This window comes from Nocardia sp. NPDC004573 (assembly GCF_053602135.1).
Window position 1 is genome coordinate 305,734 of sequence record NZ_JBSGDA010000007.1, and the last position, 8,678, is coordinate 314,411.

An 8,678-nucleotide genomic window follows, 5' to 3' on the forward strand; every position below is an offset into this window, starting at 1 on the left:
GGCGGTCGATGTCGACCCCGAACGCACCATTGCTCGGATCTGGCGGGTGACCCTCGATCGCATCACTGCCGTTCAACCCGCCGCTGCCGACCTGCTACGCGCTCTAGCCTGGTACGGCCCCCACTCGATTCCCCTCGCCCTGTGCCAGAACCTGGCCGACCCGCCTACCCTCACCGCGGCGCTGGGGGTGCTTACCGCCTACAGCATGATCACCCCAGACCCGGCCGCCAGCAGCGTGTCGATCCACCGGCTCGTTCAAGCCGTCGCCCGTACCCCCGACCTAGACGACCCCCACCGCGACGCCGACGTCATCGAGAAGGCACACACCCACGCCGCCGACAGCTTGTGCCTGGGCTGCCAGACAGGTGGGATCCCGTCACTTGGCCGGCCTGGCGGACCCTGCTGCCGCACATCGACGCACTCCTCAGCTACACCGCGACCGAAACCGCCACGACCGCAGCCATCCGCAACAACAGCGGCCTGTTCTATCTCAATCAAGGCTTTCCGGCCCGCGCAGTCGACTACCTCCACCAAGCTGTCGCCACTCGCGAGCAACTTCTCCAGCACGACCACGCCGATACCCTGGCCTCCCGGAACAATCTCGCCGCCGCCTATCAGGACGCGGGCCGGACTGGTGAGGCGATCGAGCTGCTGGAGCAGATCCTCACCGACAGCGAGCAGGTGCTCGGTACCCTTCACCCGAACACCCTGACCGCCAGGAACAATCTCGCCGCCGCCTATCAGGTGGCGGGCCGGATCGGTGAGGCGATCGAGCTGCATGAGCGGATCCTCACCGCCAGCGAGCAGGTGCTCGGTACCCTTCACCCGAACACCCTGGCTTCCCGGAGCAATCTCGCTCTCGCCTACCGGGTGGTGGGCCGGATCGGTGAGGCGATCGAGCTGTATGAGTGGACCCTTGCCGACAGTGAGGAAATCCTCGGCCCTGAGCACCCCGACACCCTTACTGTCCGCAGCAGTCTTATACAGGTGTATGAGGACCGCCGGAAAGTCGACCCGTCCATTTGAGGTACACCCCAACACCACGCCCGGGGGTGAAGCGCGTCAGAATGAGGTGGGTCTCGCGTCATCCTGACGCTGTCCGGCTGGCTCCTAACCTTCTGCTCCGTAGTGCATGGACCAGTGCGAGCGCAGCGTGGACTGCTTAAGAAGCAGAAGTTCTACCATTGAACTACATCGGCCCAACGCGCTCTCACGCGGAAAGGGCCGCCACCGGCGTGCGGTAGCGGCCCTTCAGTCGGGGGGTTGCCTCAGCTCGGCAGCTTGGTTCCGGCGTAGCTGCCCCATTGCAGCTCGACGATGTCGTCGGAGTCGTCGTTATAGGTCGAGTCGATCCAGTCGGTGATCTTCGACTCCGCTTCCCGCAGCACCGGTTCTGGGACATCGTTGTCCGTGTCGACCCGCAGCAGGTGGTAGGCCCGGTCTCCGGGATCCTGGTCTGGGTGCTGGGCGGCCCAGTGCAGATGCATTTCGTAGTCGGTTTCGGCCTTCTGCTCGAAGGTGATCCGCGCGCCGGTGAACTCCGGGAACTTCGCGATCTCCTCGGCCAGGGCCGAGCGGGTCGCTTCTGCCTCGGTTGGCGTGCAATACAGCTGGACAACCAGATAGCTACTCACGCTTACTGGTTCCATCCTCTCAGTTGATGGCACGGCAGTGCCGCTTGTGATACCCCTGCGGCATCTTATTGTCGACGTCCTGCTCGGCGGCTTTCTCGGCGTCTTTGCGGTTGAAGGCCCGGCCGGTTCCCTCGATCTTCTCTTCGGAGTGCCCGTTGGCCGGTGTGCCGTTCTTGACCTTGTCGCAGCGCACCGTGACCGTGATCTTCTTCGGCTTCCGCTGCACCGGCGAAAGCCCCTCCGTGATCGGCTGAACCTGCGTGGCGGCGGTCGTGGCGGGCAGCTGGTAGGTCGTGGGTGCGGCAGCCGCTACTGCGGTGTCCGCGAAACCGGCGGTGAACGGCACGGCCACCGTGAAAGCGATCGCCGATGCCAGTCGTGTGCTTCTCATATCATCCCCCGTCTGCTCTCGACCCCCTCCAGCGGAAACCCTTTCCACCGGACGGTGATCTGTCCTGATATGGCGACGGCCGTCGAATCCCAGCCCGATGAGAAAAGCCCGGAGTCGTTGTCCGTCAATAAGGTTGGACGGCACGGCCGGGGCAACGGTTCCACCACTTCTCAGGATTTCTGAGTGATCTGGACCACGGTTGCCTGAGCCCGCGGCTCAGGACCTACATCGCGATGTCGCCGAACAAGTCGAGCTGCTCGCTACCGGTGAGCGCGAGGCGGTTACGCGTCCGCGGCGCCGCCGAGCAGCGCGCGGACCCGGTCGCGGTCGGGGGCCTGCTGCCCGAGCCGCGCCGCGACGACCGCAGGCTGGCTTCGGTCGTGAATTGTGGCGTCTGTAGATCGCGAATTTGGGCGTCAGTTGAGGGGCTCGTGGCCGGAAATCGATCGCGAATTTCGACACCGCTGTGTGGGCGTGTCATCAGAGGCTGCGCGGAGGAGGTTCTCCGAATGGGCAGCTGGCTGCCAACGGGAGCCGAGCTCGGACCGCTGTCAGTGTCTTGGTCGGTTCAGTCCCAGAAGTTGAAGAGAGCTTCGCCGAGAGTCTGTGGCTTCCAGTACCTGACGTCATCAGGGTCGATTTCAGGCCAGTCTGCCGAGTCGAACGGGCCGTCGAGTTGGGGCGAGGTGAGTATCTCGAGCCCCGACTGTCCAGCCAGAGCGTCGGCAAGTTCGGGGGCATCGTGGAAGGTCAGCGGGCCAGAATCGGCTGCGCTCTCGCGCGGATCGATGGCACGTGGCTCAGCGATCGCAAGCACCGCCGAGTCGCGTAGCAAGACCACCGCGACATGGCGATCACCGTAAGCAATGACCGCTTGGTAGAAGTTCGGCGTTACGCCGTCGGGCAGACGGAACTCGATCACACTGCCGCCTGTGCGGCGGGCGGCGTCGTAGCACGCCTGGCGGAATGCTCGGAGTTCGGTCACAGGAGTGAAGGTATCTCCATCCACTGGTGATGGCGCATAGGCCCTATTGCCGATGTCGGGTAGTTCACAGCCTCGATGACGAACGGATCAGCGGCCTGTGTTGAGGCTCTGGCAATCCTCCCCTCAAGTTCTACAAGTCCGTCAACGGCCTATTCAGGCCCCAATGCGGGCAACTGCCCGCTCGGTCACCCCCAGTACTCGCCGCGCTTTTTCCGTTCTTCCACTTCGGCCAGGTACGCGGCTTCGTCGGGTGTCCCTAATTTGTCTTCATCGCCGAACCTGTCACGCAAGTGGATTCGCTCGTTTTCCGGTACGGCGTCGCGGCGCGCGTTGAATGCCGCAAATCCCGCTTTGATCTTCTCCAGCTCATCAGCGGAGATATCGTCGTCGTGCGGATATTCACCGGGTGCGTAGAACGTTTTCCCATTGATTTCTTCCGGCATCGTTCTCTGTCCTTTCTACGGCCGGGGAAGTTCGCGCATCTGGATGATGATGCGTCCTGTCTCCGGGTCGGGGAATTTGTCGACCACCCGAAACGGGGTGTCGGTCTTGAACACGACTTCGAGTTCTTCGGGGACGCTGGAATGGTGGCCGATGTAACGTCCGTCTGCCGACCAAATCTGCATTTCCACCGGCCGGTCCTTCGCAGCCGCCGAACTTGCGGACGCGGAGGTGAACGGCGCTTCGGTCACCGTTGATCCCGGCTCATAGCGGGCCAGGTCTTCCGGAGACAGCTCCACACGCCGGGTCACCGGACCTTCGTACACGGGGCACTTGTCCAACGCGGCGTTCATCGCATCGCGCTCGGCTATCTGCGCGGGTGTCAGATTGTCGCCGGACCGGATAGCGGTGTTGAGTGGTGCGCTGTCGCCGGTGTAGCGGCCGATCGCCTCGACATCCGATCGCGGTAGATCCACCTTGGGAATGCCTTCGGGATGCTCGATCTTGGGCAGCTCGACCGGGTCCTTTTTCGGCACCCCGACCGGATCTGGTTTGACCGGCAGGCGCCCACCGGGCAGATTCTCCAAGTCCCGCACGTGCCTGGCGATGTCCTCGTCCAGCTTCACCCCGGCAGCTATCCGGCGTTCGGTCTGCCATTGCTCGATCATGAGCCGGATCGGGCGGGCATAGCGCGCGCAGATCGCAGCGGCACCAGCCACGCCGACCGCCGCAGAGACACCGAAGGTGATCCAACTCGAGGCAATCGAGATGGCCGCATTGATGGCCAGCTCAGCCAGCAACGCATCACGAATCGCCTCGAGCTGGGTCTTGAGGTTGGCGCGCAACTCGTCCAGCGCGACACGATGGTCACGGCAGGACTGCGCAAGATCGTTCATCGCGGCAATCATCGACTCGGCGGACGCCTTGACCGTGCGAATGTCTTCATCGATGAACGCGACTTCGGGCGCGGTGAGCGAATCAAACGCGACCGCAGCGGCCTCCAGCGCGGCCGGGAATGACGCCACCGCGTCAGCCGCCGCAGTCCGCGCCCACGTATCGGCCGCGTTGGAGATGGTCGTGGCGTTGCCATCCGGCACGATGATGCCGATCATCTCGGCGAGCCCGATCCCCTCATCCACCAACCCGTTTCCGGGACCGCCGGCCGAGGGCAACGGGATCCGGCACACCACCACCGGAGGCATGAACGGCGCGGGTTGAGCGGGCGGCGGAGCTGTCTCGCCCATGGTCGCCTTGTGCTCGGCTACCTCGTGGTTGTAGCCGATGGTCTGCAATATCGTGGCGTAGTCGTGCGCTGCGGTGGCAATTTTCGACACCATGCTCAGAATTGCGGCAGCCCGAGCGTCGTAGGACTCACCCCATTTCTTCGCATCCGAATACGAGCCCGCCATGTTCGTGGCCTTCGCCATATTCGGCCACTCGTCATCGATCGACATCCAAAATCGTGACGCGGCATCGGCCAGCTTCTGTGCGGTGTCGTAGTAGACCGGCACCGACACGTCGAGCACGGTCACTGCGCGGCCCCGCCGCCGCTGCCACCGCGCCCGAGTATGGCGAGATTGGCCGCTACGGCATCTCCATATTCCTTGCGAGCCGACGCGGCAGCGGCTTTCATCTTCGCCAGCCCATCGCGGATTTTCGCCGCAGCAGCGGTCCACTCTGCGTGAGCCGTCGCGTGCGCGTCGGCCGCTTCACCGCTCCAATTACCCTGCACGGTCGCAATACGCTCATCGATCTCACGCAACGAGTCCTCAACGAACCCGTTCAACCCCTCCATGCGGGCGGTCACGGCTTCCAAGTGAGCCAGGTCTACACGGTATTCGGTCATAGTCGTTGTCTCCTAGTGGTTTCGGGTCGATTGTCAGATCGGGGGTAGGCTCAATGAGCTGTACTGGTCGGCGGCCGCGGTGTCGGCGGCCACACTGCGATCGACCACCACGCCCAGCAAGTCGGCCATGTCGGCCAGCGCTTCGAATACCTCGAGCGCGGCAGTGTGTGTCTCGTCCCAGGCGCCCGCGTAGGCGGTGGCGGCTACGCCGCGCCAGCTCGACATCAGCCCGTCGACTTCGGCACTGGCCGAGCGCAACCCACTGATGAGAGCCTGTGCGGTCTGTTGCACATAGCACCCGGCATCGGAGACGTGTTCGGGAACCACGGTGAACGTGGTCGTGGCGGATGGGTTGTTCGTCAACTTCTCTGCCCTCTCATTCCCCCACAGGATGGTTTCGAATGGTTGGACGTACCGGGTAGTCGTTCGGTTCCATCCGGAATGCACACTCTCACATCGAATCTGCGGAATCAGGTCCAGCAAACCGAACGTGATAGACGAAGCTCGCCCACACGAACGGACCGAACCGGCGCGGCAAATCTTCGGCGTACGTCTCGTCTCGCCGCCTTCCCCGTGATCACAGCTGAGCTGTCGGATCCGGGGGATATCGTCGGCGAGCATGGCGAACAATCCAGTGGCTCATCTGCATCTGACCCGCGGTGTGAAGCTGTCGTTGGGCGGCACCATCTACGATCCGGCCGGCCCGATGGGCAAGATGTTCTTCAACATCCTGGCCACCTTCGCCGAGTTCGAGGTCGACCTGCTGCGGATGAGGACACGTGAGGGGATGGCCGTCGCGAAGGCGAAGGGCAAGCTGAAAGGCAAGCAGCCCAAGCTGTCGGTCCGCCAGCAGTCCCATTTGCTGCAGCAGCACCAGTCTGGCGAGCACACCATCGCCGATCTCGCAGAACTGTTCTCCGTCAGCCGGGCGACGGTCTACCGGGTCCTGGAACGCCAGAAGACCACAGTGTCCTCATCGACCTGGGCAGGGCAGTGACGTGCTGCCCTACGTTTACCGGGTCACCAAGTACGACCCAGCCGACCGTGACGAGCACGGCGGATATACCGGTCCCGAGGAATCGGTCAGCGACCACGGGCCGGTCGAAGCCGCCTACCTGCAGGCGGTGGCCGCCTTCGTCGAAGACACTGGCGTCCACCAGTTGACCATCCGAGAACCGCAGATCACCGGCCTCGTCCACTTCGGTCTGGAGCCGGCCGTCGAGGGCCACGGTCTGGCCCGGCTCTTCCCGCCCGACCTCACCGGTTTCCACGACGGCGCGCAGGTGCCGGTGGCCGTCGGCCTGGATTTGGTTCGAGCAATGCTCCGCGACAACGGCGCCTGGTGCCGCCTGGAGGTAGAGGACGTGTTCGCGGTGCACGTCGGGTGGGACCAGTACGTCTACGTCGGCACCAGCGACCCCTGTGAAAGGGCGTTGTCCCGCACCCGCGAACTGGGGCTGTTTCCCGAACGGCTCGAGGCGTCCCCCTATGATGCGGCTCTCGACGAGGAGCCCGGCGAACAGCGACCCGCCGACGACATTTTCTGGGGCCGGCTGCGTTGGTGCATCGCCACACACCAAGCTGTCATCTTGGAAGAGGGATACATCCACAACGCATCCCGCTGGCACCGCCTCACCAGCGACACCGTCGACGCGGTCCGCGCCGAACTCGCTCCTCGTGCTCGACTCACCGTCTGGCCGGACCTGTCCACCGACGTCGTCGAGATCCTTGCGGCTCTCCCGGACGAAGGCCTGATCGAACTGGTCTGGGAGGACGAACACGGACGGATCACCAGCATCATTGCCGACGAAACCCAGTTCACCGAACTGGCCGCGCAGGTCACCGGCGCACGGGCCGCAACCGCGCTTTCCCTGTATGTCGACGAACGCCACCCCCTGTTCACCGCCGTCCTGCCCGACAGCGACGGTGTCCTGCGGGCCCGGTGGAGGACCGAACCGACCCCCAGCGACCACGACCGGGCATTCTTGAAGACCCTGAGGTTGCCCCGGTCTTCCGGACACCAATGGTGAGGCGAGATACTCGCCTCAGTTCACCTGTCACGCCGAGTACTGGAACCTGCCGGGGGTAAACAAGCGAGTCTGGAACCTGGAATTCGGTCGACCCAACCGCGGTTACTTCGCCACCGTGATCAGTGGATGCGGCAACTACCTCTTCTGAACCCCTGAGCTGGCTGAGGTAACACAAGAGGGATCGACATAAGCCCTCCGTCATCCATCAACCAACAGTGAGTGCCCGTGTATGTATGCACGGGCACTCACTGTCTCGTCCCGCGGAGGAGATGGAAGCGGCGGCCACCGCGAGAAGGGATGGCAGCCGCTCGGCTTCGTGCTTATCCGCGGATGACGATTTCGATGGAGTCGACGTCGACGCCGTAGGTCTCTGCGAGCCCGGCCTTGGCCTGCGCGATCGTGAGCCCGGCCGATGCGGCTGACGGCGTCGGCTTCGTGGCGGCGGCGGTGTCGCGCACCATCTTCTGGAAGTCCACCCCTTCGAGGTCGATGCCGAGGACACCGAGGTTGGTGTAGCGGACAGGGTTGCGGTCGCCGGCCCACACATTGGGCTGGCTGATGCGGGCGTATTCGCTGACCTCGACCATCCAGCGGCCATCCTCCTCCGGGGCTGGGCTGATACGGGAGATCCGGCCGACGAGGAAGGCGCTGCCGTGGGGTTCGTTGCCCTTGGCCTCGTAGTTGTGGGCGTTCTGGGTGCACACGAGCCATGTGCACTTCTTGGCGCGCAAGGGGTCGAGCTTCCATGCCTGGGAGCCGCCTTCGCTGAGGATCTGCTCGGTGCTCTTGCCGGTGAACACGACGACGGTGTCTTCGGTTGCAGTCATAGAACTATAGTAGCAACTATCTACGAACTATCAAGCTTTTATCGCCGAATTATCGATAGGCGTGGCGACGCCCTACGGCGGCACCACTGCGTCATGTCGCTTGAGCACGAGTCGGTCTTCATGAAACCTTCCTGATCCCAGGGCACTTCGATCCGCTGTTCCGGTAGAGCTCCCCCGGGCTGTCGATCTGCGGGGGGGGTAAGCCGATCCCGGAACCCGTTCACGGCAGTGGGGAGCAGGCATACAGCGGCGTAGGCGCAAAAACGAACCGGTGGACCCGTCCGGTCGGCGAGGACTGCCGATGTGAGGTCGCCCGTCTTCTCGCGCATCGCATCCTTCACCAAGGTTGACCGATGGCCAGGAATCGAACGATCAGCGTCGAGGCCATCGCGCCAGCTCGCCGAATCGCTCGGCGCCTGCCCGATAACCTGTCAACGGAACGCCAATCCGGACCATCTGACGGCAGTTCAATCTGGACCACCTGGCCGGTTGGATTGGTGGTTTCAGTCTTCAGTTGTGCCGGC

12 protein-coding genes and 1 pseudogene are annotated in these 8,678 nt (G+C 63.8%); 4 read left to right on the plus strand and 9 right to left on the minus strand.

Going from position 1 to position 8,678, the window contains the following annotated elements; translation table 11 throughout:
- The first annotated feature begins 345 nt into the window (after positions 1-345).
- Positions 346-1,026, plus strand: coding sequence for a tetratricopeptide repeat protein (locus tag ACWEKR_RS14745; protein WP_452354898.1), 681 nt, complete (start codon positions 346-348; stop codon positions 1,024-1,026).
- 242 nt (positions 1,027-1,268) lie between these two features.
- Here ACWEKR_RS14745 and ACWEKR_RS14750 read toward each other — a convergent pair whose 3' ends face one another.
- The 7 genes from ACWEKR_RS14750 to ACWEKR_RS14780 all read right to left on the minus strand — a co-directional run bounded on the left by ACWEKR_RS14750 (position 1,269) and on the right by ACWEKR_RS14780 (position 5,660).
- Complete coding sequence (locus ACWEKR_RS14750; protein WP_280241655.1) at positions 1,269-1,634, minus strand: hypothetical protein; 366 nt, start codon at positions 1,632-1,634, stop codon at positions 1,269-1,271.
- 19 nt (positions 1,635-1,653) lie between these two features.
- Positions 1,654-1,986 (minus strand): hypothetical protein, encoded by a 333-nt coding sequence (locus ACWEKR_RS14755; protein WP_452354899.1) that lies wholly within the window; start codon positions 1,984-1,986, stop codon positions 1,654-1,656.
- Positions 1,987-2,593: 607 nt separating this feature from the next.
- A complete protein-coding gene (locus tag ACWEKR_RS14760) occupies positions 2,594-3,010 on the minus strand; it encodes a hypothetical protein (protein WP_452354900.1) in 417 nt (138 codons plus the stop codon).
- A 185-nt stretch (positions 3,011-3,195) separates the two neighbouring features.
- The gene (locus ACWEKR_RS14765; RefSeq protein WP_452354901.1) at positions 3,196-3,453 is read right to left on the minus strand and encodes a hypothetical protein; all 258 of its coding nucleotides are present in this window, start codon (positions 3,451-3,453) and stop codon (positions 3,196-3,198) included.
- 15 nt (positions 3,454-3,468) lie between these two features.
- Positions 3,469-4,983: an ADP-ribosyltransferase gene (locus ACWEKR_RS14770; RefSeq protein WP_452354902.1), complete on the minus strand. Its 1,515-nt coding sequence runs from the start codon at positions 4,981-4,983 to the stop codon at positions 3,469-3,471.
- Positions 4,980-5,297 (minus strand): WXG100 family type VII secretion target, encoded by a 318-nt coding sequence (locus ACWEKR_RS14775; protein WP_452354903.1) that lies wholly within the window; start codon positions 5,295-5,297, stop codon positions 4,980-4,982. Before ACWEKR_RS14775 ends, ACWEKR_RS14770 begins: the two co-directional genes overlap by 4 nt.
- Positions 5,298-5,330: 33 nt before the next feature.
- Positions 5,331-5,660, minus strand: a complete 330-nt coding sequence (locus ACWEKR_RS14780) for a WXG100 family type VII secretion target (protein ID WP_452354904.1) — start codon at positions 5,658-5,660, stop codon at positions 5,331-5,333.
- A 256-nt stretch (positions 5,661-5,916) separates the two neighbouring features.
- Between ACWEKR_RS14780 and ACWEKR_RS14785 the strand changes: the two genes are divergently transcribed.
- The 3 genes and pseudogenes from ACWEKR_RS14785 to ACWEKR_RS14795 form a co-directional block, all read left to right on the plus strand.
- The gene (locus tag ACWEKR_RS14785) at positions 5,917-6,294 is read left to right on the plus strand and encodes a recombinase family protein (RefSeq protein ID WP_452354905.1); all 378 of its coding nucleotides are present in this window, start codon (positions 5,917-5,919) and stop codon (positions 6,292-6,294) included.
- Position 6,295: 1 nt separating this feature from the next.
- The gene (locus ACWEKR_RS14790; protein ID WP_452354906.1) at positions 6,296-7,327 is read left to right on the plus strand and encodes a hypothetical protein; all 1,032 of its coding nucleotides are present in this window, start codon (positions 6,296-6,298) and stop codon (positions 7,325-7,327) included.
- A gap of 10 nt (positions 7,328-7,337) precedes the next feature.
- Positions 7,338-7,475 (plus strand): annotated as a pseudogene (locus ACWEKR_RS14795) (DUF2599 domain-containing protein); the annotation flags it as partial.
- A gap of 172 nt (positions 7,476-7,647) precedes the next feature.
- On the opposite strand, the gene ACWEKR_RS14800 reads toward ACWEKR_RS14795, so the two are convergent.
- On the minus strand, positions 7,648-8,154 hold the full coding sequence (locus tag ACWEKR_RS14800; RefSeq protein ID WP_452354907.1) for a hypothetical protein: 507 nt from the start codon (positions 8,152-8,154) through the stop codon (positions 7,648-7,650).
- Between the two features lie 337 nt (positions 8,155-8,491).
- On the minus strand, positions 8,492-8,678 hold a 187-nt coding region (locus ACWEKR_RS14805), incomplete at its 5' end, for a hypothetical protein (protein WP_452354908.1).

Excerpts from the sequence above, each read along its gene's own strand:
- ACWEKR_RS14800 (WP_452354907.1), bottom strand. The coding sequence starts at position 8,154 with ATGACTGCAACCGAAGACACCGTCGTCGTGTTCACCGGCAAGAGCACC.
- ACWEKR_RS14775 (WP_452354903.1), bottom strand. The coding sequence starts at position 5,297 with ATGACCGAATACCGTGTAGACCTGGCTCACTTGGAAGCCGTGACCGCC.
- ACWEKR_RS14785 (WP_452354905.1), top strand. The coding sequence starts at position 5,917 with ATGGCGAACAATCCAGTGGCTCATCTGCATCTGACCCGCGGTGTGAAG.
- ACWEKR_RS14765 (WP_452354901.1), bottom strand. The coding sequence starts at position 3,453 with ATGCCGGAAGAAATCAATGGGAAAACGTTCTACGCACCCGGTGAATAT.